A 20,320-nucleotide genomic window follows, 5' to 3' on the forward strand; every position below is an offset into this window, starting at 1 on the left:
TTTTTATAGGCTTTGCATAATTTTCTGACAAAAACCACAACTGCCGTAATTGCAATTTTATATATTTGGAACGCTAAAAAAAGCATTCTATTTATAAAACCTTCTATGGCACAAAAAATTAAAGTGAACAACCCGGTTGTAGAACTGGATGGCGACGAGATGACCCGCATCATCTGGAAATTTATTAAAGACAGACTGATCCTTTCTTATCTGGATCTGGACATTCAATATTTTGATTTGGGCATTGAGTACCGCGATGAAACCAACGACCAGGTTACCATTGATGCGGCAAACGCGATCAAAGCCTGCGGCGTGGGCATCAAATGCGCTACGATTACGCCGGACGAAGCGCGTGTGGAAGAATTTGGGTTGAAACAAATGTGGAAATCGCCAAACGGAACGATCCGTAATATTTTGGACGGAACAGTTTTCCGTGAACCAATTGTGATGAGCAACGTGCCGCGTTTGGTGCCAAATTGGACTGCGCCAATCTGCATTGGCCGTCATGCTTTTGGCGATCAATATCGTGCAACAGATTTTGTAACGAAAGGAAAAGGCAAATTGACCATTACGTTTGCACCCGAAGATGGCGGCGCAGAGCAATCTTTTGAAGTGTACAATTTTAAAGGCGATGGCGTTGCACTGGCCATGTACAACACGGATGAATCCATCCGCGGGTTTGCCCATGCTTGTTTTAACCAGGCGTTGATGAAAGGTTGGCCGCTGTATTTATCCACCAAAAACACGATCCTGAAAAAATACGACGGCCGTTTCAAAGACATTTTTGAAGAAATTTATCAGCAGGACTACAAAACCAAGTTTAAAGAAGCGGGCATTACTTACGAGCATCGTTTAATTGACGACATGGTTGCTTCTGCCCTAAAATGGCATGGTAACTTTGTTTGGGCTTGTAAAAATTACGATGGCGATGTGCAGTCGGATACCGTTGCGCAGGGTTTCGGTTCTTTGGGTTTGATGACTTCGACGTTGGTTACGCCAGACGGAAAAACGATGGAAGCCGAAGCGGCACACGGAACGGTAACGCGCCATTACCGCGACTATCAGGCCGGAAAACCAACTTCTACCAACCCGATTGCTTCTATTTTTGCTTGGACACGTGGTTTAGAGTTCCGCGGAATTTTAGACGGAAACCAGAAATTGATCAACTTTTGCAAAACATTGGAAGAAGTTTGTATCGAAACCGTAGAAAGCGGCAAAATGACGAAAGATTTAGCAGTTTGTATCCACGGCAATAAGGTAGAACACGGCCGAGATTATTTATACACCGAAGAATTTTTAGCTGCCATTGATGAAAATTTAAAAGCGAAATTGGGTTTTTAATCCCCTGATTTTATGCCGATAAAAGAAGCACGCTTTCTCCAAATGAAAGCGTGCTTCTTTGTTAAAATACTTGCTTATATTTGATTATGAAGTTTACAGCAATCATAGAAAAAGGTGAAAACGGCTGGTTAGTTGGCCAGGTAGAAGAAATTCCGGCGGCATTGGCACAAGGAAAGACTATTGAAGAATTGAAGGATAATTTGTTGGATGCTTTAAAGTTGGTTTTGGAGGTGAATAAAGAATTGACCGAAAAGGAATATGCCAATAAAACAACTGTTGTTGAAGATTTGGAACTTTCATAATGAAACGTTCTGCTTTGATTAAACACCTTCTAAAAAATAGTTGCCAGTTACTTCGTGAAGGAACAAATCATGCCATTTATCAAAACCCTGTTAACTTAAAACAAACGTCTGTCGGACGACACCAGGAATTGGATAACCAGCTTTGCAAAAAAATATGTAAGCAGTTAGAAATTCCTGTCATTTCTTAATTTTGCTATCAAAAACTTATGTCTCAACTATATCCATTAAAATTCAAAACCATCTTTAAAGATAAAATCTGGGGTGGCGAAAAAATAAAAACTGTTTTAGGAAAAGATTTTTCTCCGCTGCCTAATTGTGGCGAAACCTGGGAAGTTTCCGGCGTAAAAGGCGATATTTCTGTAGTTGCCGAAGGCGAACTGGCCGGAAAAGCTTTAACTAATTTGCTTGAAGAATACCAAGGCAAACTTGCCGGAAACAAAGTTTTTGAAAAATTCGGAACAGAATTTCCGCTGCTGATCAAATTTATTGATGCCAATGATGACCTTTCCATCCAAGTTCACCCGGATGATGAATTGGGCAAAAAACGCCATAACTCTTTCGGCAAAACCGAAATGTGGTATGTGCTGCAAGCCGATCCTGGTTCAACATTAATTTCAGGATTTAACCAACAGGTTGATGAAAAATTATACTTGGATAAGTTAAACAGCGGCAAACTTTCAGATATTTTAAACAAAGAAGAAGTACAAAAAGGGGACATTTTCTTTTTGCCAGCCGGCCGCGTGCATACAATTGGAAAAGGTTTATTGATTGCCGAAATCCAGCAAACTTCGGATATCACTTACCGCATTTATGATTTTGACCGCGTGGACGACAAAGGCCAAAAACGCGAACTGCACACGGAAGAAGCTTTGGCCGCAATTGATTACAAAGTTTACCCGGAATACAAATCCAAGTATCCTCACAAAACAAATGAAATTGTGGAAGCCGTAACTTGTCCGTATTTCACAACCAATATTTTAGAATTTACAGAAAACACCAATCGGGATTATTCAAACTTGGATTCTTTCGTGATCCATGTTTGTGTTGATGGCGCTTATGATTTAGTTTGCAATAATCAAAAGTTCCAAGTTAAAAAAGGGGATTGTATGTTGATTCCAAATGTCATCAAAAACATACAATTAGAAACTACAACTGGCTTCAAAGTATTGGAAACATTTGTGCCATAACAAATTTTATACGATAAAAGAAGCATCCAATTGTAATGCTTCTTTTATCGGTATAAAATCCAAGTTAATATTTACTGCTTGTCGTTTTTTATTAAACGGACTTCAATTTGTCCGTTGTTAATGCGTGTTTCAAATTTTGGTTGCGGTTCTGTAGCTGGCCCGTCAATCACGCTTCCATCTTTTAAAGAAAAAACAGAATGGTGCCACGGACAACGAACGCTGCAATCATCCAGCAAATCGCCGTCGCAAAGCGGCCCGCCCAAGTGCGAACAAGTATTGGCCAAGGCAAATATTTCCCCGTTTTTCCGGGCCAGTAATATATCTATTTCTCCGGCTTTGCCTTTTTTCATGGAATTATCTGCCAGTTCCGCTTCCGGTAAAACTGCTGTAAATTCTTTCGGATATTCTACCGAAGTTGCGGTATGGTCAACGCCAACCTGTTCATTATAAATCAAATGCCCACCCAGATACGCCGCCACGCTGGTGATGCCGTAACCCAGCATCGCCAAACCAATTGCCGTTTTGCGAGAATCTTTTTGCTTACGCATATAATAAGAAGTTGCGTAAAGCGCAGTTGCGCTGATGTTCATTAAGCCATGCATCAAACCTATGGCACGTTTTTTCTTAGTGGTTCCTGTCCAGTCTGTCATCCCGGAAACTGCCGCACCTGCTGCGCCAAATAAGCCAATTGCAATGGCTGCATCGGCACCTGCTTTATACTTTTTCTTGCCCAACAACTCCATTCCATCCAACACAGCCGCTGCCGTCCAGGAACCAACCGGAACATCCGTAATAACCGGATGCAACGGGTGACCAAGCCAGGTTCCGTGTAAAAAATTTTTGATCTTTTGTCCGGCTTCTCCGCCTGCTTTATAGGCGTTAAGTATGGCCGGTTGGATTTTATCGCCTGCTGCATTGAGCCATTCCTGTTTGGCAATTGCATCCATTACGTCTTCTGCGTTCATTGTATTTCTCCTTATTTCTTTTATTTGTATTTATTTCGACGGGTTTTTAGTGTGTGGCTTTTTACCAAGTTCATGCCAATCGTTCTCGTGCATTTCAATGTTATAAAATTCTGCAGCTTTCCTGATGTTGGCAAAAGCCAGGTCGCGCTCCTCATCGGTTACGTCTTTTACCTGATCAAAACGTGCAAGGGCATTTTTAACGTGCGAAGCGTCGGTAATAGGCTCTTTGCGCTGCTTTGGAAATGCAAAAACGCTTTCCGGTAATTCCTTTTTTTCTTTAGCACTTAATTTGCCGTGCGTTGTATCTGGTTTCCAAGTCGTTTTTGCCATTGTTTATACCTCTTTTTTATACTGTTTCCCGTCCTTAAACTTATCAATAACTAAAAAAACAACATTTTTTCATTGAATAAATGCAATTAAATTAACGGCCGACAATAATTATTTAGATAATTATTAAAAAGGAAGAAAGCACATACATTGTTTTGCGGAAAGCGGATATATTCATGCTTAAAGAGAAAATGATGATTTTGAATGCTTCTTTTGTGCCCTAAAAATCATTGGCCGAAAACTTCAAACTTTTCCCAGAAACCATCTTTCGGCAGCGGCGCCAAAATATCAACCGGTTCTTTTTTTACAGGATGGATAAATTGCAAACGGCGGGCGTGCAAACAAATGCTTTTTTTCAAACTGCCGCGCGGATAACCATATTTGTTATCGCCAACAATCGGGCAGCCCAAAGTAGAAAGCTGTACCCGGATTTGATGCGGACGGCCGGTTATCGGATCAACTTCGATCAAATAATAACCGTTCAGTTCGCCAAGCAACTTGTAGTTTAATTCCGCCCGCTGGCTGCCAACAACTTCTTTATGATGCGGCGTGGTTATGTTTTTCTGCTGGTTTTTGACCAGCCAATGCACCAAATTCCCAGTTTCCGGAACTGGTTTATTGCGCACAACCGCCCAGTAAGTTTTGTGCATCTCTCGGCTTTTGAACATTTCGTTCACGCGCTCCAAAGCTTTACTGGTTTTGGCGAACAAAATCACGCCGCTCACCGGCCGATCCAAACGATGAACAACACCTAAAAAAGCACCGTTGGGTTTGTTGTATTTTTGGGCGAGGTAACGCTTTACTTTCTCGTCCAGCGGTTCGTCGCCGGTTTCATCTACCTGCACAATATCCCCTGCCCTTTTGTTGATGGCAATCAGGTGGTTATCCTCATACAAAATATCTTTTGGGGTAATATCGGAAGGCGTTGGAATATATTGAGATTGACGCATAATGATTTATATGTGGTAAAAGAAGTATGTGTTGTCATGCCGAACCTTTTTCGGCATCTCATCAGAAAGGTTTTGATCTATCCAGAGAGATCCTGAAACAAGTTCAGGATGACAAAAAGCTCAATACTGCTCCTTCTCCCCCGGAAAATCTTTTGACTTTACATCTTTAATATAAGCTTTTACCGCGCGGCTCATCTCATCAAACAGGTTTGAATATTGTCTTAAAAACCGCGGTTTAAAACCTTTGTTCATGCCCAGCATATCGTGTATCACCAAAACCTGTCCGTCGCAACTGCCGCCCGCACCGATGCCAATGGTTGGGATGGACAGACTTTCGGTTACTTCCTGCGCTAATTTGGCCGGGATTTTCTCCAAAACCACACCAAAACAGCCCAATTCCTGCAAAGCCAAAGCATCCGATTTTAACTTCATCGCTTCTGCTTCTTCTTTGGCGCGAACAGTATAAGTCCCAAATTTATATATGGATTGCGGCGTTAAACCCAAATGGCCCATCACCGGGATTCCGGCTGCTAAAATCCGCGTTACCGATTCGGCAATTTCGGTTCCTCCTTCCATTTTTACGGCGTGCGCACCGGCTTCTTTCATAATCCGAATGGCAGAATTCAACGCTTCTTTAGAATTTCCCTGGTACGAGCCAAAAGGCAAATCCACCACCACCAACGCTTTTTTTGCCGCGCGAACAACGGACGAAGCATGGTAAATCATCTGGTCCAATGTAATAGGCAGCGTAGTTTCGTGTCCGGCCATTACATTGGAAGCCGAATCGCCAACCAGCATCACGTCAATTCCGGCATCTTCCACAATCGTTGCCATCGAAAAATCATACGCTGTCAGCATCGAAATCTTCTCGCCGCGCTGCTTCATTTCCTGCAATGTATTGGTGGTTATCCGCTTAACTTCTTTATTTACAGACATTTTATCGTTTATTTTATGCTGATTTCAGAATTTGTAAATGTAGAATAACCGTTGGTAAAAACCTGAAACCGGGCTTCTAAAAATCCAACGAAAAAACTAACTTTGGCTCCTGTGAAAACAGACGCTCCATTCCGCTTTTTCCTGCACGTTTCACCTCTGGTTTTCCTTCGGGAGATGCTTCTTTTATCCACCTTTTTTCAGAATCAACATGACTAACTTCACCAAATTACCAGCCGTTTTGTTACTGGCCGATGGCACGGTTTACCACGGAAAAGCCGCCGGAAAAATCGGCACAACCGTTGGCGAGATTTGCTTTAACACCGGCATGACGGGCTACCAGGAAATTTTTACCGATCCTTCTTACTTCGGCCAAATCATGGTTACCACGAACGCGCACATTGGCAACTACGGTATCCACCATGACGAAACGGAATCCGGACAGATACAGATTTCGGGTTTGGTTTGCAAGAATTACAACATCCAATACAGCCGGAAAGAAGCGGATTTGTCCATTCAGGATTACTTCCAGGAACAAAATATTGTTTCCATTTCGGATATTGATACGCGGGAACTGGTTCGCCATATCCGTGATAAAGGCGCCATGAACGCCATTATTTCTTCGGAAACGTTGGATTTGGATGCGTTAAAAGCAAGGCTAAAAGAAGTACCGTCAATGGACGGGCTGGAGCTTTCTTCGCAGGTTTCGACCAATGAAACTTACGATATTGGCGATGAAAACTCGGCATACCGGGTTGCCGTTTTGGATTTGGGCGTGAAGAAAAACATTTTGCGCAATTTTTCTGAGCGTGGTGTTTTTGCCCGCGTTTTTCCTTCGTACACTACGTTTGAGGAAATGCAGGAATTTAACCCGACCGGTTATTTTATTTCCAACGGCCCCGGCGACCCGGCTGCGATGGATTATGCCATTACAACCGTAAAAAATATTCTGGAGGCCGATAAACCGATGTTTGGCATTTGTTTGGGCCATCAATTGTTGGCTTTGGCAAATGATATCCCAACACAAAAAATGTTTAACGGCCATCGTGGCATCAACCATCCGGTAAAAAACATCATTAAAAACCATTGCGAAGTAACCTCACAAAACCATGGTTTTGGCGTGGTGCAGGATGCCGTTAAAAATTCGGACAAAGTAGAAATTACGCACATCAACTTAAATGATAATTCGATTGAAGGAATCCGCGTAAAAGGTAAAAACGCGTTTTCGGTTCAATATCACCCGGAAGCTTCTCCCGGACCGCATGATTCCAGGTATTTGTTTGATGATTTTGTGGAGATGATGGGGAAAAAGTCGGAAAGTTAGGAAAGTCGGGAAAGTCCGAAAGATTGAAAGTTCAAATAAAATTAAAGCTGCTGTAAAAGGTGGCTTTTTTGTGGATGCTGTTTTTATCGGGTAAAAGTTTGTATTGGATTAAAATCCAAGCCTGAAAGTAAACAAGAATTACCGGATTATATTTCGCTTTGACGGGCAACACGCTTATGACCTTGATTATATAGATTACCATTAGTAAACGCAACCATGAGACAAATCCATCCCGGTGAAATATTACGCGAAGAAGTAATTGCAGCCAACCAACTAAGCATAACAGAAACCGCAAAACTATTGGGCATTTCGCGGCAAAGTTTAAACAATATTGTACATCAGAAATCTGATATTACACCTGAAATGGCTTTCCGGATTGCAAAAGTATTTGGAGGGACTGCTGATATTTGGGCCAACCTGCAAACCAAGTATAACTTGTATTTGGCAGCCGAAAAAACCAAAGAATTGGATTTGAAACCTTATCAGTATGAACGTTCTGCTTAGTTGTTTTTGTAGTTTAAATTATTATGATTTTAGATTGATGTTTTTGTGAAACTGATCACAAAATTGGAGAATGTACTTTAATTCAGTTGAATAAGTGAAAGGCTACTGTAAAAGGTGGCTTTTTTGTTGATGCTGTTCTTATAAGACAAAGGTTTATCTTGGATTAGAAATCCGAAGTTCAAAGGACGGGATTGCAAATCCCGACCAGTAGAAAGTCCAATTTTTTAAAATTTATGTTTATAAAACAAAAAAGCTAACCATAATTTAATTAGCCTTTACGATTAATTTTATAAATTTATACTTTTGAATAAAGCAGTAGGTAAATATAACTTGAATATTTAAACTGTGGAAAAGTGAAGCTTCCAACGGAATGATCGAAATCTGTTGCTGTAATTGGATAAGATGTTGGAAGTGCATCAATCCGGTCAGCAAAAATTGGAGTTTCTTGGTGTTTTCTAACCTCAGAGATCATCTGTTCAAGAGTTTGACTTAGGAACATAAAATATTTTGAACCATTTATTTGATGTTCTTTTTCTATGTATGGGCTTCTTGCAATTAATACATTATGTTTAATGTTGTGCAAAGGATCGGTACTTAGAAACTTCAAAATTTCGTCCTTTGTCAAATCACCAACTGTTGGTGGTAATATCTCTACGCTGTTAACGTATAGAGGTGGTTTTTCTTTATACTTCTTACTAACATCAATAATTGTTTCAATTTTTGCAGTAGTTATAATGTCGTAACTTCTACCGTTTTTATCGTACATTTTAGGTTTATTTTAAGTAAACGTAAATATGGGTTTATTTCAATAAATTCACCAATAATAATCTATAACAACTTATTAACATTCTAATATTTATCATTTAAATTGTTAATAACTTTTTTTGACATAATGGGAAACCTGATTTGATTTACTGTTTTCCATTTTTTAATTATTAATTAGTAATTATATTTAATTTGTATTAAAATATAAATTTAAAATTTTCTTTAAAAGAAATTAATAAATTTTTATTGTTTTCTACTTGAAATCAAGCTGTTATTGCTTTTTTATGCCAAACAACATGTATTTTATTATTTCTGGTTGTCGAGATTTACGCCAATCTACTTAACTCACCCACTGGCTCAAAACTTCTCCAACTTTCACCCCATAAAAAAAGCATCAGCTATAAATCCTGATGCTTCTTTTATCAACCAAAAATCTTACTTCTTCTCAGGAAACCGATAAGAAGTAACCGAACTAAAAGTCTCCCCAGGTTTTAAAACAGTAGTTGGAAATTGCGGATGGTTTGGCGAATCCGGGAAATGCTGTGTTTCCAAACATAAAGCAGTACGGTGTTCGTAAGCTTTCCCGCTTTTGCCTTTGTCGCCGCCCTCCAAAAAGTTGCCGCCGTAAAATTGGATGCCGGGCTGATCGGTGTAAACTTCCATTTCGATACCGCTTTTATCGCCCACAACTACGGCTGCCAGGTGCTGGCCTTTTTCTTTTGCATCCAACACAAAATTATGGTCGTAGCCTTTTCCAAATTCCAACTGCTGGTCTTTTGCATCAATCCTCGCCCCTATTTTTTCAGGTTTTGTAAAATCGAAAGGCGTTCCGGCAACCGGTTCCAACTTTCCTGTCGGGATCAAAGTAGCATCAACCGGCGTGAATTTGCTGGCGTTTAGCTGCAATGAATGGTCGTTAATCGTTCCGCTTCCTTCTCCATTCAAATTAAAATACGAATGATTGGTTAAGTTCAATATGGTTGTTTTATCCGTTTTGGCTTTGTAAGTGATGGACAATCCGTTGGCATCGGTTAAAGCGTAAGTAACGTTAACATCTAAATTTCCGGGATAACTTTCTTCTCCGTCTTTGGATAAATAATGCAGTTCGACACTGGTTGGCGTTGTTTTTACCACGTCCCAAACTACGGTTGAAAAACCTTTTGGCCCGCCATGCAACGCATTTGGCGGGTTGTTGATGGCCAGTTGATAGCTTTTGCCATCCAAAGTAAATTTTCCTTTGGCAATGCGGTTGCCATAACGGCCAATCAAAGCGCCAAAGTAAGCGCCGTTTTTGGTGTATTGCTGATAATCTTTTAAACTGTTGTAGCCCAAAACCACATCGGTTAGTTTGCCGCTGCTGTCTGGCACCAATAAACTCACCAACCTTCCGCCAAAGTTGGTAATGGCTGCTTTCATTTTGCCGTTGCCAATAGTATAAAGGTACACTTGTTTGCCTTCAAGCGTTTGTTTAAAGCTGTTTGAGTCTGGAATTTCTGCCTGGTTCATAGTTTGGTTTCCGGTTTTTTTAGTGGAAGATTGCTGGCAACTTGTAATAAAAAACAATACAATTGCCGGAAGGATACAGTTTTTTAAATAGATCATAAATTTAATCAATATTGAATTGAACAGTCTGGTATTTACAGGATCAGGATAAACAAAATCAGAAAAAAACCAAATTACGGTTGGTGTTTAAGTATTGTTTAACTACTGCTTATCAAATCCTAATGCTTCTTTTACCACACCAAAATTAGGCTGATAAAAGAAGCATTGGCCATTTATTGTTTAAGCGAAAATATCCAATTGATAATTTGTTTCGTGTCTGCCGGTTTTAAGTTTGGATGTGCCGGCATAGAAACATCGCCCCAAACACCGGCTCCGCCCTGAATGATCTTGTTGCTTAAATGCGTTAGCGAAGCATTGTTCTTTGGATATTTATTGGCAACTTGAACAAACGCCGGGCCGATTGAACGTTCGTTTACACTGTGGCAACCTTTGCAATCCAACGAAAGCATCAACGCTTTGCCTGCATTGTTTGCTTTTAGATCAGCCAGTTTAACTTTCATGTCCGGTGCAAAATCTCCTGCCAAAATAGTAATTGTTTTACTTTTTGTTGATGCGTTTTGTTCGTCTTTGACTTCAACCGAAACCGTATAATTTCCTTTTTTGGTAAAAGTATAAGTCAGTTTTGGCACCGTGGTTTGTTTTTTGATGCCGTTGCCCAGGTTCCAGGTATAAGTAAGTTTATTGTTTTCCGGGTCTTTTGCCGCAACCGTAAACGTAACCGGAAAAGGCAGCGTGCCGGATGCTTTGTTTGCCGTTATATTTTTTACTTCCGGCGCACGGTTGCCCAGGTTATAATCCAGCCTTGCCAAACCGGCATCCGGGTTTTTTGCAAACCAGCCGGAACCGTATTCCAAAACATAGATCCTGCCATCAGGCCCGGTTTCCATATCAATCGGCCCGTTAAATTTGGTGTTTTGCATAAACGGTTCCATCTTGTCCAAATCGCCGTTTGGCTGCAAGGTCAGCAGTTTTATCCAGCCCCTGATCCATTCGTAAAAAACTACTTTTTTGTTGAAGTAATCCGGGTAGCGCGTGCTTTTCGGGTACAGATCTGTGTAGTAAGCCGGCCCGGCCATGGCTGTCCGGCCGCCTGAACCTACCTGCGGAAATTCTGCTGATTCGCCATACGGATACCAGATAAAAGCAGGCTGCGCCGGAGGCAATACTTTTAAACCGGTATTGTTGCGCGAATTGTTTACCGGGCGGGCAGGGTCATAAGGATCGCCGGATTTGCCGGTTGCATAATCAAACGGACGGTAAGGAATATTAGGGCCGATAAAAAGCGGCCACCCGAAAAAGCCTGACTTGCGGGCTTGGTTCAGCTCGTCATAACCGCGCGGGCCTCTGGTGCTCAGGCTATCGTTGTTGGCATCCGGCCCAACTTCCCCCCAATATAAAAAATTATTTTTTTGATCTACCGTTATCCGGTATGGGTTTCTGTCGCCCATTACATAAATTTCCGGCCTCGTGTTTGCCTCTCCCGGTTTAAATAAATTTCCTTCGGGGATTTCGTAACTGCCGTCTTCTTTTACTTTTATCCTAAGGATTTTTCCGCGAAGGTCATTGGAGTTTCCGGCAGAACGCCTGGAATCATATTGTTGGTGGCCGGGCCGGTCATCGTGCGGTGCATAGTTGTGGGTGTTGTAAGGCGGTTTTCCTTCTTCATCAAAAGGCGTAGAATTATCGCCGGTGGAAAGGAACAGCTGCCGGTCTTTGCCGAAAGCAATAGAACCACCTGTATGGCAGCAGATTTCCCTTTGCGAATACAATTGCAGCACCACTTTTTCTGATTTGTTATCAATCGTATCATTTACAAAAGTAAAGCGCGACAAACGGTTGACCGAAGTATCCGCAGGGCTGTAATAAATGTAAACAAAATGGTTGTTCTTAAAATCCGGGTCGGCCTGCAAGCCCAAAACACCTTCTTCGGCATTCACATTTTTTATATGTGTTTTCCAGTAAGCCTGCAAAAAACCAACTTGTTTTACCTTTTTGGTACTGTTTTTATACAGCAAAATTTCGCCCCGGCGCTGGGCAACCAAAATATCTAAGTTGGGCAAAATGGTCATTTCGGTAGGTTCAAAAAACTCGCCCTGCACCAGGTTGGTTTTTACAAAACGGTTTTCTTCGGGAACACGCTGTGTTGTACATTTTGCATAATTTAGTTTTTGATTGTTGCCGATGGCATATTGGATACCGCCCAGCAAATGTTTCAGGTAGGTTGGGTCGGTATAAGATTCGTCGGTGTGGCCCAGTTCCGTGTAAAAAGACCTTCCCCCTTCAAAGTTATGGTACCACGCCATCGGATGACTGGCCCCGTTTGTTCCGCCTTTGTAACTGTTCTCATCAATACTGATCAAAACATGAATGTCAGGGCTTATTTTTTTGAAATTATACCATTCGTCGGTCCGCTTCCATTCATCCGGCAAAGCGCGGGTTGACGGATGGTTTTTATCGGTTACATGCAAAACGGCAGGTTGTATTTGCGGATGGCTGTCAAAATAAGCCCCAACCAAACGGCCGTACCAATACCAGTCGTATTCCGCATCGGAAGCAGCATGAATGCCAACAAAATTTCCGCCGGCCTGCATGTACCTTTCCAAATCGGCCTGCTGGTAATTGTTCAGCAAGCTGCCAGTTGTGCTTAAAAATATAACCGAAGCATAGTTAGCCAGGTTGCTTTCATTAATCTTTGAGGCATCAGAAGTGGTATCAACCAGAAAATTATTTTCTTTTCCTAATTTGATAATGGCCTTTACGCCAGCCGGAATGGAAGCATGGTGAAAACCAGCCGTTTTTGTAAAAACAAGCACTTTGGGTTTTACCGGGATTTTGATAAAACTTAACGCAAAAACGGAGAGAAAAAATAACAAGGTAAGTTTGAAACGCATGGAAAGAAATGTTTGGTTGATTGGTTGTATAGATTGCAAATTTTAACAATATTTTTTAAACAAAGTTCATAAGTTGTAAAATACAAAGAGTTTATTTTTTCAGGAGATGACCTTAAAAAAAGCGATTAGCTGCCCCTTTTAAAATTGCTTCTTTCAAAAATACGATGCTTCTTTTACCGCCTAAAAATCAGTCTCCGTTCTGCATCTTTAAAAAACAATAAGAGCCTGATTAAATTCTGTTAAACTTATTTGCCATGCTTCTTTTATCACCTAAAAACCATTGTCTTTTTGTGGTTTTTGTACCGATAAAATATTCAGGAACACCAGATTTATAGGCATAAAAGAAGCATTGTAAAATTTTATGGCACAAATTTAAACAGGCTCTAAAGCTTACTATTTTTTAGGTGGTAAAAGAAGCATCAGTGTTATATTGATCAAATTGCTGTTCTAAAAACTTTATTTTGAATTAATTTTTAGGGCAGATTAAAAATAAACACTACTTTTTCAAAAAATTGTTGCGTTAAAACCAGCTTTAACAACAAAACTTTAAAAACGATCATGGATTCATCTTCACTTTTAAACCAATATCCCATTACACCCACTGTTTGGGACGAAATGTGTGCCGATAACAGCGTGAGAACTCCGTATCAAAAGGTATATGAGTTTTTAAAGCAGATCAGCACCGAAGATTTGACCCGGAAAGAAGAAATGGCGCGCCGCTTGTTTATGAACCAGGGCATTACGTTTACGGTTTATTCGAGCGGCGAAGGCATTGAAAAAATCTTTCCGTTTGATGTGATCCCGCGCATCATCACTTCTGCCGAGTGGGATTTCATCGAACGCGGCATCAAACAACGGTTGAAAGCGTTGAACCTTTTTTTGAAAGATATTTACAACAAGCAGTTTATTTTGAAAGACGGGATTGTGCCGATAGACATGATCTATTCCTGTCCGCATTACCTGCGCGAAATGCACGAACTGAACGTGCCGCACGATGTTTACGTCCACATTGCCGGTATTGATATTATCCGCGATGCCGATGGCGAGTTTTATGTGTTGGAAGATAATCTGCGCACGCCTTCCGGAGTATCTTACATGCTGGAAAACCGGGAAATTACGAAACGCATTTTCCCGGATTTATTGCCGCAAAACAATGTGCGCACGGTGATGCAGTATCCGCAGTTGCTGTACAAAAATCTGGCTTCGTTATCGCCGCGGCATGTTTCAAACCCAAACATTGTTTTGCTAACGCCCGGCATTTACAATTCGGCTTATTTTGAACATACCACTTTGGCCCGCTTGATGGGCATCGAACTGGTGGAAGGCCGCGATTTGGTGGTGCATAACCATCGTGTTTACACCAAAACCACCGGCGGTTTGCAGCAGGTTGATGTGATTTACCGCCGCGTGGATGATGAATTTTTAGATCCGCTGGTGTTTAACCCAAATGGTTTGCTGGGCGTTGCCGGTTTAATGTCGGCTTATCGAAAAGGAAATGTGGCCATCGTCAATGCGCCCGGAAATGGTGTGGCGGATGATAAAGCAGTTTACATCCATGTGCCGGCCATGATCCGTTATTATCTGAATGAGGAACCGATTTTGAAGAACGTGCCGACTTATCAATTGAGTAATGAAGACGAGCGGCTGCATGTTTTTAACAACATGAATAAAATGGTGATCAAAAAAACCAATGAATCCGGCGGTTACGGCATGTTGATCGGCAGTGCGGCATCGGAAAAAGAAATGGACGATTTTAAAGCAGCGATCCTGGCAAATCCGCGCGAATTTATTGCGCAACCGATCATCAGCCTTTCATCCGCGCCTTGTTATTTAAACGGAAAGCTGCAACCGCGCCGGATTGATTTGCGGCCTTTTGCCTTATGCGGACCTAACGGAATTGAAATTGTGCCAGGCGGTTTAACACGTGTTGCCTTACGTGAAGGTTCGTTAGTCGTAAATTCTTCGCAAGGCGGCGGAAGTAAAGACACCTGGATTTTAAGTAAATAGAATTTTAAAAGATAAAATATGTTAAGCAGGGTTGCGGATTCTTTGTATTGGATGTCGAGATATATGGAACGTTCGGATGGTATTTTGCGGATGTTGCGCATCAATTATGCTTACTCGCAGGATGATATCCCTGATTTTACCTGGCGCGCCGTACTCAAAATATTTTCGTTTTGTGAGGAAGAAGACATTGTAAAAATGGAAAGAAACGGACGAGAAGTGCTGCGCTACATGGTTTTGGAACGGGAAAATACCAATGCTGTTTTTAACCTCGTTACCCAAAGCCGCGAAAACGCACGGGCTGTCCAGGATCATATCACCAAAGAATTATGGCAATGCCTGAACGAGTTTTACCACAGCGTGCGCGACCAGTTTTTGTCAAATTCTTTAAGAATTGAAGACCCGATTTCGGTAATGGACGGTTTGATCAAGCAATGTATGTTGTATTACGGAACTACCGAAATTACGATGGCGCGCGGCGAAGGTTTTTATTATATGAACGTGGGCAAATATTTGGAACGCGCCATTCAGGCCGTTAACATTTTGGATGTCAAATTCAGCGAACAAAATTATGATCTGAACGGAACACACGACCCAATTTATTGGCGTTACCTGTTGCTTTCCATCTCCGGCTACGAGTTGTTTTTACGCAGTTACCGTTCTACTTTAGAACCTCGTAACATTATTGACCAGATTATTTGGAACGAAAATTTTCCGCGTTCTATCCTTTATTCGGTTGTGCGTTTGCAGCGTTCGTTTGAAAAACTGGAAATTGACCATCAGTTAGAAAGCTTTAAAAAATTAAAGTTTTTAATTGGGAAATTGAAAAGCCGCGTGCAGTTTTCCGACATCCAAACGTTGGAAGCAGAAGGTTTGCAAAATTATCTGCAAGACATCAAAAACGGATTGTTCGAGATCGGTACTGCTTTTAACCACTATTATTTTGCGTACGATTGATTTATCAGAACCTGTTAAAGTTTGCTTGTTGAGGTTCATATGCTTCTTTTACCCCATAAAAAATGGTGTGTACAAATTATTTATTTTTTAGGTTGATGGCAAACACCAATTTTTATAGGGTAAAAGAAGTATTGACTTTTTCTTGTATAAATTAAACAGCCTCTCAATCTTTTCGCGTTTCAAATTTCCATGCGTATTATCAAAATCACAAATGCCAAAATTCAACATCACCCATATCACCCGTTACTTGTACCAAGAGCCAATCAATGATAGCGCAAACCAAATCATGCTATACCCGATTGAGGACGAACTGCAGCAGGTCATCAGCCATCATTTAAAAATCACGGACGACCCTTTGGTGGAAATTTACCGCGATTATTACGACAATTTGGTGGGCACATTTACCAATCCGGGCGTGCATTCTGCTTTAATTATTGATTCGGAAATTGAAGTGATTACGCACAGCCATGCGATGCCCGAAGATTCGGCTCCGGCTTTAGAACAATGGGAAGTTTTAAACCAGTTGAAATACCAGTTGCCGTACATCAATTTTTTGTTGCCGCAACCGTTTAAAAGCCAGCCCGAAGTTTTGCAGGTGATTAACCAAGAGAAAGCACGCGAACAAACGCCATTACAATTAGCAAAAGCCCTGAGCAATTTCATTTACACCAACTTTGAATACAAAGCCGGAGTAACAACGGTAGAAACCACGATTGACGAAGCCTGGGAATTAAAATCAGGCGTATGCCAGGATTTTGCGCATTTATTGTTGGTGATGCTCCGTTTGGCCGGTATTCCGGCAAGATATGTAAGCGGTTACATTTGCCCCAACAAAAACGGGATGCGCGGCGAAGGCGCCACCCACGCCTGGGTGGAAGCTTACATTCCGTATTTTGGCTGGCAGGGTTTAGATCCAACCAATAATATTTTGGTGGAAGACAAGCATGTGCGGCTGGCGGTTGGCCGCAACTTTTCGGATTGCAGCCCGGTAAAAGGCACTTACAAAGGCAACTCACAGCATAAATTAGAGGTTTCGGTTACGGTTTCCTATGATAACGAAAACAGGCCGGTAAAGCAAAGCGAGCCGGTCCCGGTTTTTGTGCCTTTTAACAATCAAACTTTTGATCAAACCAAAGCAGAACCTCAAAATTCGTACCGGCAATATCTGGAATGGCAGCAGCAACAGCAACAATGATTTTAGGGTGGTAAAAGAAGCATTGCCGCTATTGCTTTATGCTAATAATTAAAATGCCGTTTTAACTAAATCAGTAATATCATTTAATGCTTTGGGCGTTAATTCGCTGATTTTATCTAATATAATTTTGTCCCAAACACGAACGGTTGCAATCTTATTGCATCGAATTTCACAAGTTTCAGGCATCAAAACGGTAAGCGACTTATCAGTAAGTAAATAAGAAAAATCATCATTTCGTAATCGAGTGGTAATCTGACAAACTAAGACATCTTTGTCTAATTGGTTGGAAATTTCATTCGATACAATGACCATAGGACGAATGATACTTTTTTCAGGCTTATCCGATAAAGGATATCGAACCATAATAATATCGCCCTGCTTATACTTACTTTCGCTCATTATAAAACCTTTCCCATAATTGACTTTCTGCTAAGCCATCACCTTCCAAATCCCAATTTTGAAAAGATAGAGACGTAAACTCTGATCCTTCTTCTGCATCGGATTCATCTACAATCATCTGTTTTACTTCTTCTTTTACTTGCGGTGTCATTGCCTTGTAAAGGGTCATAAACGCCAAAGCCTCATTGGTAGGTTTAAAAGCCGGAATTGCCATAAAATTTATTTGATACTAAGTTAGCTTCTTACAACTGAATTTCCAATCTGTTGATGCTTCTTTTATCGCACAAAACTCAGCCGCCTGCCCATTTGATTGTTCTGCAGTTTTCCATCCGCCCAAATTAAATTTCCGGAAACGATGGTGTGTGTAATCTTGGAATTGAAATTTTGCCCTTCGAACGGGCTCCAGCCGCATTTGTATAAGATGTTTTCTTTGGAAACTTTCCAGGGCGAGTTCAAATCAACCAAAACCAGATCAGCCCAAAACCCTTCGCGGATAAAACCTCTTTTTTCAACCTGAAAACAAATGGCCGGGTTGTGCGCCATTTTTTCGGCAACCTGCTCCAACGAAAGCTTTTTTTGATGCACCATTTCCAACAGCGCAGGCAAAGCATGTTGCACCAAAGGCCCGCCGGAAGGCGCTTCGAGATAAGGTTTTGCTTTTTCTTCTGAAGTGTGCGGCGCGTGGTCGGTAGCAATTACATCAATATGCCCGTCTAAAACAGCTTGTACAATTGCGTTCCGGTCGGTTGTTGTTTTGATGGCTGGGTTCCATTTAATTTGGTTTCCCTTCTGTTCGTAATCCTCGTCCGAAAACCAAAGATGATGCACACAAGCTTCGGCCGTAATTTTTTTAGCTGCTAAAGGAATTTCTGATTGAAACAACGATACTTCTTTTGCGGTAGAAATATGCAGCACATGCAATCGCGTTCCGTTTTTTTTTGCAAGCTCGACTGCCATCGAAGAAGACAAATAACAAGCCTCCCCATTCCTAATTTTGGGGTGAAGTTTTACCGGAATATTTTCGCCCAACAATTGTTTGTAATGGTTGAGGTTGCTTTTGATCGTCGCTTCATCTTCACAATGTGCAGCAATCAACATCGGCGATTCTGCAAACAACCGTTCCAGCGTTTTCGGGTTATCTACCAGCATATTTCCGGTTGATGATCCCATAAAAACCTTTACGCCGCACACGTTTTGCCGGTCGGTTTTTAAAACTTCCTCCAAATTATCGTTGGAAACACCCATGTAAAAAGAGTAGTTGGCCAGGGATTTTTGCGCGGCTAACTGATATTTATTTTCCAGCAATTCCTGCGTCAACGTATTGGGAACGGTATTCGGCATCTCCATAAAAGATGTGATTCCGCCGGCAACCGCAGCCAAAGATTCGGAAGCCAAATCGCCTTTGTAAGTCAGGCCCGGCTCGCGGAAATGCACCTGGTCGTCAATGCAACCGGGCAGCAAATACAAACCTTCCGCATTAATTTCCTGGTCGGCAGCCGTATCAATCGAAGCAGCAATTTTCTCGATAAAACCATTTCGAACCAAAATATCGGCCGTGTATTGTTTACCTTCGTTTACAATGGTTGCGGATTTGATGAGGATGGAAGCCATGCCTCAAAGATAAAAGCAGGACGACAAATCCGGTTACAAAAAGAAAATTCTGTCGGGTTTAAACTATCTTCCCTCCCAACAACTCAAACAAAACATAACCCGATTGCTGTTACTCATTTTTACCTCATAAAAGAAGCATGAAAAATTTTGCCCTGATACTGTTTTTACCCCTTATATTTTTATTGAGCCAATGCGGCATCAACAAACAGGTTGAACAAGCCAAAGCACTGGGCAAATGCCATTTCGATTTGGTTTCGGTGGATAGCATTAACCTTTCCGGTATCAGCATTAACCGTTCCGAAAACGGGCAGGAGATTAATTTGGCCAGTTTGCCTCGGCTGGCGATGGGTTTGATTAGCCATAACATTCCTTTTCGGGCCAATGTTGCGCTGCGAATTACAAACGAAACCGGGCAAACGGCCGCCATTGACCAGTTTGAATACAAAATTTTGCTGCGGAACAACGAGATTTTTAACGGCTTTGTAAACCGCAAAGTGGTTGTTCCGGCTGGCGGCGGACAAATTATTGTTCCGGTCCATGTTTTTGGTAATGTTTATAAACTGATTGCCGATCAGCAAACCAGCCAAGCTTTTGGCGATTTGATCTCGAATTTATCCGGTTCAACCAAAACCGCTAAATCCGTTGTAACTTTTAAAATCCGGCCAACGATAGATTTGGGCGGCCGTGCTTTCAATTATCCGGGTTATATTAGTTTTGATAAGGAGTTTGGGCGGTAGGTTCGGTTTTTGTCATATCGACCGTAGGGAGAGATCTTCTTCAAAGCAAAAGTTTTTCTTTTTCTTGTAAGTTCTTTTGCTTGATCAAAAGAACCAAAAATCAAGAATGCCGGATCGCCTCCGGGCGGCATTCAACCCACCACACCTGGGTGCCTACCTTTATAGTTATCTCCGTTATAGCGTTCCTTTCGCAAATTATTTAATTGCTGATCAATGTCCTCATTGCTCATTTTCGTTTGGATTTTCTGGCGCAAAGATGATAAACTTTCAGGCTTTTTTACAAACTTAATGATGTTGAGTTCTTCCAAATCATGCAAAATTTTGTAAGCTTTTTGGTTGGTTAATTCTATAGTTACAGTTTCCAT

Annotated in this window: 22 protein-coding genes; 11 read left to right on the forward strand and 11 right to left on the reverse strand. The window is 41.4% G+C overall.

From position 1 onward, the window contains the following. The first annotated feature begins 105 nt into the window (after window positions 1-105). The 4 genes from V5804_RS03885 to V5804_RS03900 all read left to right on the forward strand — a co-directional run bounded on the left by V5804_RS03885 (window position 106) and on the right by V5804_RS03900 (window position 2,830). Complete coding sequence (locus V5804_RS03885) at window positions 106-1,341, forward strand: NADP-dependent isocitrate dehydrogenase (protein WP_369590060.1); 1,236 nt, start codon at window positions 106-108, stop codon at window positions 1,339-1,341. 86 nt (window positions 1,342-1,427) lie between these two features. Then, complete coding sequence (locus tag V5804_RS03890) at window positions 1,428-1,643, forward strand: type II toxin-antitoxin system HicB family antitoxin (protein WP_369590061.1); 216 nt, start codon at window positions 1,428-1,430, stop codon at window positions 1,641-1,643. Next, window positions 1,643-1,831, forward strand: coding sequence for a type II toxin-antitoxin system HicA family toxin (locus V5804_RS03895; RefSeq protein WP_369590062.1), 189 nt, complete (start codon window positions 1,643-1,645; stop codon window positions 1,829-1,831). Before V5804_RS03890 ends, V5804_RS03895 begins: the two co-directional genes overlap by 1 nt. Before the next feature lie 18 nt (window positions 1,832-1,849). Continuing rightward, complete coding sequence (locus tag V5804_RS03900) at window positions 1,850-2,830, forward strand: type I phosphomannose isomerase catalytic subunit (protein ID WP_369590063.1); 981 nt, start codon at window positions 1,850-1,852, stop codon at window positions 2,828-2,830. Window positions 2,831-2,901: 71 nt separating this feature from the next. Here V5804_RS03900 and V5804_RS03905 read toward each other — a convergent pair whose 3' ends face one another. The 4 genes from V5804_RS03905 to panB form a co-directional block, all read right to left on the reverse strand. After that, window positions 2,902-3,795 (reverse strand): Rieske 2Fe-2S domain-containing protein, encoded by an 894-nt coding sequence (locus V5804_RS03905; protein WP_369590064.1) that lies wholly within the window; start codon window positions 3,793-3,795, stop codon window positions 2,902-2,904. 30 nt (window positions 3,796-3,825) lie between these two features. Next, window positions 3,826-4,125: a DUF6582 domain-containing protein gene (locus tag V5804_RS03910; protein ID WP_369590065.1), complete on the reverse strand. Its 300-nt coding sequence runs from the start codon at window positions 4,123-4,125 to the stop codon at window positions 3,826-3,828. 224 nt (window positions 4,126-4,349) lie between these two features. Beyond that, window positions 4,350-5,072 (reverse strand): RluA family pseudouridine synthase, encoded by a 723-nt coding sequence (locus tag V5804_RS03915; protein WP_369590066.1) that lies wholly within the window; start codon window positions 5,070-5,072, stop codon window positions 4,350-4,352. A gap of 120 nt (window positions 5,073-5,192) precedes the next feature. Continuing rightward, window positions 5,193-6,008, reverse strand: coding sequence for a 3-methyl-2-oxobutanoate hydroxymethyltransferase (gene panB, locus V5804_RS03920; protein WP_369590067.1), 816 nt, complete (start codon window positions 6,006-6,008; stop codon window positions 5,193-5,195). Between the two features lie 208 nt (window positions 6,009-6,216). On the opposite strand from panB, the gene carA reads away from it, so the two are divergent. From carA to V5804_RS03935, 3 genes are all read left to right on the forward strand, one after another. Beyond that, window positions 6,217-7,329: a glutamine-hydrolyzing carbamoyl-phosphate synthase small subunit gene (carA, locus tag V5804_RS03925; protein WP_369590068.1), complete on the forward strand. Its 1,113-nt coding sequence runs from the start codon at window positions 6,217-6,219 to the stop codon at window positions 7,327-7,329. A gap of 121 nt (window positions 7,330-7,450) precedes the next feature. Then, entirely contained in the window at window positions 7,451-7,534 is an 84-nt protein-coding gene (locus tag V5804_RS03930) for a type II toxin-antitoxin system RelE/ParE family toxin (protein WP_369590101.1), read from the forward strand. Between the two features lie 11 nt (window positions 7,535-7,545). Then, a complete protein-coding gene (locus V5804_RS03935) occupies window positions 7,546-7,833 on the forward strand; it encodes a HigA family addiction module antitoxin (RefSeq protein ID WP_369590069.1) in 288 nt (95 codons plus the stop codon). A 295-nt stretch (window positions 7,834-8,128) separates the two neighbouring features. On the opposite strand, the gene V5804_RS03940 is transcribed toward V5804_RS03935, so the two are convergent. The 3 genes from V5804_RS03940 to V5804_RS03950 form a co-directional block, all read right to left on the reverse strand. Further along, window positions 8,129-8,599: a hypothetical protein gene (locus V5804_RS03940; protein ID WP_369590070.1), complete on the reverse strand. Its 471-nt coding sequence runs from the start codon at window positions 8,597-8,599 to the stop codon at window positions 8,129-8,131. Between the two features lie 434 nt (window positions 8,600-9,033). Beyond that, window positions 9,034-10,104 carry an aldose epimerase family protein gene (locus V5804_RS03945; protein WP_369590071.1) on the reverse strand — a complete coding sequence of 357 codons (1,071 nt, stop codon included), beginning with the start codon at window positions 10,102-10,104 and terminating at the stop codon, window positions 9,034-9,036. A 269-nt stretch (window positions 10,105-10,373) separates the two neighbouring features. Continuing rightward, window positions 10,374-13,052 carry a ThuA domain-containing protein gene (locus tag V5804_RS03950; RefSeq protein ID WP_369590072.1) on the reverse strand — a complete coding sequence of 893 codons (2,679 nt, stop codon included), beginning with the start codon at window positions 13,050-13,052 and terminating at the stop codon, window positions 10,374-10,376. 558 nt (window positions 13,053-13,610) lie between these two features. On the opposite strand from V5804_RS03950, the gene V5804_RS03955 reads away from it, so the two are divergent. From V5804_RS03955 to V5804_RS03965, 3 genes are all read left to right on the forward strand, one after another. Then, window positions 13,611-15,059 carry a circularly permuted type 2 ATP-grasp protein gene (locus V5804_RS03955; protein ID WP_369590073.1) on the forward strand — a complete coding sequence of 483 codons (1,449 nt, stop codon included), beginning with the start codon at window positions 13,611-13,613 and terminating at the stop codon, window positions 15,057-15,059. Between the two features lie 18 nt (window positions 15,060-15,077). Further along, window positions 15,078-16,013, forward strand: a complete 936-nt coding sequence (locus V5804_RS03960) for an alpha-E domain-containing protein (RefSeq protein ID WP_369590074.1) — start codon at window positions 15,078-15,080, stop codon at window positions 16,011-16,013. A 211-nt stretch (window positions 16,014-16,224) separates the two neighbouring features. Beyond that, window positions 16,225-17,208 (forward strand): transglutaminase domain-containing protein, encoded by a 984-nt coding sequence (locus V5804_RS03965; RefSeq protein ID WP_369590075.1) that lies wholly within the window; start codon window positions 16,225-16,227, stop codon window positions 17,206-17,208. A 48-nt stretch (window positions 17,209-17,256) separates the two neighbouring features. Here V5804_RS03965 and V5804_RS03970 read toward each other — a convergent pair whose 3' ends face one another. The 3 genes from V5804_RS03970 to V5804_RS03980 all read right to left on the reverse strand — a co-directional run bounded on the left by V5804_RS03970 (window position 17,257) and on the right by V5804_RS03980 (window position 19,218). Further along, window positions 17,257-17,607 carry a type II toxin-antitoxin system PemK/MazF family toxin gene (locus tag V5804_RS03970; RefSeq protein ID WP_369590076.1) on the reverse strand — a complete coding sequence of 117 codons (351 nt, stop codon included), beginning with the start codon at window positions 17,605-17,607 and terminating at the stop codon, window positions 17,257-17,259. Beyond that, window positions 17,594-17,821: a hypothetical protein gene (locus V5804_RS03975; protein ID WP_369590077.1), complete on the reverse strand. Its 228-nt coding sequence runs from the start codon at window positions 17,819-17,821 to the stop codon at window positions 17,594-17,596. Before V5804_RS03975 ends, V5804_RS03970 begins: the two co-directional genes overlap by 14 nt. Window positions 17,822-17,883: 62 nt before the next feature. Beyond that, entirely contained in the window at window positions 17,884-19,218 is a 1,335-nt protein-coding gene (locus tag V5804_RS03980; protein ID WP_369590078.1) for a dihydroorotase, read from the reverse strand. 137 nt (window positions 19,219-19,355) lie between these two features. Here V5804_RS03980 and V5804_RS03985 point away from each other — a divergent pair, with 137 nt between their 5' ends. Beyond that, window positions 19,356-19,955 carry a hypothetical protein gene (locus V5804_RS03985; protein ID WP_369590079.1) on the forward strand — a complete coding sequence of 200 codons (600 nt, stop codon included), beginning with the start codon at window positions 19,356-19,358 and terminating at the stop codon, window positions 19,953-19,955. Between the two features lie 131 nt (window positions 19,956-20,086). Here the strand turns inward: V5804_RS03985 and V5804_RS03990 are convergent, their stop codons facing one another. Further along, a complete protein-coding gene (locus tag V5804_RS03990) occupies window positions 20,087-20,320 on the reverse strand; it encodes a hypothetical protein (protein WP_369590080.1) in 234 nt (77 codons plus the stop codon).

Source organism: Mucilaginibacter sp. (assembly GCF_041088075.1).
Classification (GTDB): domain Bacteria; phylum Bacteroidota; class Bacteroidia; order Sphingobacteriales; family Sphingobacteriaceae; genus Mucilaginibacter_A.

Excerpts from the sequence above, each read along its gene's own strand:
- V5804_RS03970 (WP_369590076.1), bottom strand. The coding sequence starts at position 17,607 with ATGAGCGAAAGTAAGTATAAGCAGGGCGATATTATTATGGTTCGATAT.
- V5804_RS03980 (WP_369590078.1), bottom strand. The coding sequence starts at position 19,218 with ATGGCTTCCATCCTCATCAAATCCGCAACCATTGTAAACGAAGGTAAA.
- V5804_RS03890 (WP_369590061.1), top strand. The coding sequence starts at position 1,428 with ATGAAGTTTACAGCAATCATAGAAAAAGGTGAAAACGGCTGGTTAGTT.
- V5804_RS03935 (WP_369590069.1), top strand. The coding sequence starts at position 7,546 with ATGAGACAAATCCATCCCGGTGAAATATTACGCGAAGAAGTAATTGCA.
- V5804_RS03895 (WP_369590062.1), top strand. The coding sequence starts at position 1,643 with ATGAAACGTTCTGCTTTGATTAAACACCTTCTAAAAAATAGTTGCCAG.
- V5804_RS03940 (WP_369590070.1), bottom strand. The coding sequence starts at position 8,599 with ATGTACGATAAAAACGGTAGAAGTTACGACATTATAACTACTGCAAAA.
- V5804_RS03960 (WP_369590074.1), top strand. The coding sequence starts at position 15,078 with ATGTTAAGCAGGGTTGCGGATTCTTTGTATTGGATGTCGAGATATATG.
- V5804_RS03900 (WP_369590063.1), top strand. The coding sequence starts at position 1,850 with ATGTCTCAACTATATCCATTAAAATTCAAAACCATCTTTAAAGATAAA.
- V5804_RS03885 (WP_369590060.1), top strand. The coding sequence starts at position 106 with ATGGCACAAAAAATTAAAGTGAACAACCCGGTTGTAGAACTGGATGGC.
- V5804_RS03915 (WP_369590066.1), bottom strand. The coding sequence starts at position 5,072 with ATGCGTCAATCTCAATATATTCCAACGCCTTCCGATATTACCCCAAAA.
- V5804_RS03990 (WP_369590080.1), bottom strand. The coding sequence starts at position 20,320 with ATGGAAACTGTAACTATAGAATTAACCAACCAAAAAGCTTACAAAATT.
- V5804_RS03975 (WP_369590077.1), bottom strand. The coding sequence starts at position 17,821 with ATGGCAATTCCGGCTTTTAAACCTACCAATGAGGCTTTGGCGTTTATG.
- V5804_RS03945 (WP_369590071.1), bottom strand. The coding sequence starts at position 10,104 with ATGAACCAGGCAGAAATTCCAGACTCAAACAGCTTTAAACAAACGCTT.
- V5804_RS03950 (WP_369590072.1), bottom strand. The coding sequence starts at position 13,052 with ATGCGTTTCAAACTTACCTTGTTATTTTTTCTCTCCGTTTTTGCGTTA.
- V5804_RS03985 (WP_369590079.1), top strand. The coding sequence starts at position 19,356 with ATGAAAAATTTTGCCCTGATACTGTTTTTACCCCTTATATTTTTATTG.
- V5804_RS03955 (WP_369590073.1), top strand. The coding sequence starts at position 13,611 with ATGGATTCATCTTCACTTTTAAACCAATATCCCATTACACCCACTGTT.
- V5804_RS03905 (WP_369590064.1), bottom strand. The coding sequence starts at position 3,795 with ATGAACGCAGAAGACGTAATGGATGCAATTGCCAAACAGGAATGGCTC.
- V5804_RS03910 (WP_369590065.1), bottom strand. The coding sequence starts at position 4,125 with ATGGCAAAAACGACTTGGAAACCAGATACAACGCACGGCAAATTAAGT.
- panB (WP_369590067.1), bottom strand. The coding sequence starts at position 6,008 with ATGTCTGTAAATAAAGAAGTTAAGCGGATAACCACCAATACATTGCAG.
- V5804_RS03965 (WP_369590075.1), top strand. The coding sequence starts at position 16,225 with ATGCCAAAATTCAACATCACCCATATCACCCGTTACTTGTACCAAGAG.
- carA (WP_369590068.1), top strand. The coding sequence starts at position 6,217 with ATGACTAACTTCACCAAATTACCAGCCGTTTTGTTACTGGCCGATGGC.